The sequence below is a fragment of the Microtetraspora sp. AC03309 genome, assembly GCF_020826795.1.
GTDB classification, from domain to species: Bacteria; Actinomycetota; Actinomycetes; order Streptosporangiales; family Streptosporangiaceae; genus Microtetraspora; species Microtetraspora glauca.
In genome coordinates this window covers 1-510 of record NZ_JADDIL010000435.1, presented here as the reverse complement: position 1 = coordinate 510, position 510 = coordinate 1, and the positions used below count along the sequence as shown (strand labels likewise).

General features: G+C 61.4%; 1 protein-coding gene. It reads left to right on the top strand.

Annotation, left to right across the window (positions count from 1 at the left end; genetic code table 11):
* A partial coding sequence (locus IMZ11_RS43725; protein WP_228649603.1) for a queuosine precursor transporter occupies nucleotides 1-510 on the top strand: 510 nt, incomplete at both ends.

The window sequence follows — 510 nt, the reverse complement described above, 5'->3', positions numbered from 1 at the left end:
ATCATCGGTAACTGGTCAATCATCACCGACGGTGGGTTCATCGTCTTCCCGCTCACCTACGTGATCGGCGACGTGCTCTCCGAGGTATACGGTTTCAAGGCCGCACGCCGGGCGATTCTCCTCGGGTTCTCGATGAATGCGCTTGCCGCGCTGGCTTTCTGGGTTACCGTCTATTTGCCGGCGGCCGACTTCTACACCAACCAGGAGCACTTCGAGAACATCGTCGGCGCCTACACCCAACTGATCGTGGCGGGCCTGGCGGGGTTCATCGTCGGACAGACCATCAACGCCTGGGTCGTGGTGGCCATCAAGGAACGGACCAAGGAGAAGCACCTGTGGGCCCGCCTGGTCGGATCCACCTTCGCCGGCCAACTCGGCGACACCCTGGTCTTCTGCGGGATCGCAGCGAGTGCGATCGGCATCAGCAGCTTCGGCGATTTCGTCACCTACACCGCATTGGGCTGGGTTTACAAGACCGCGGTCGAGGTGATCATGCTGCCGGTCACCTAC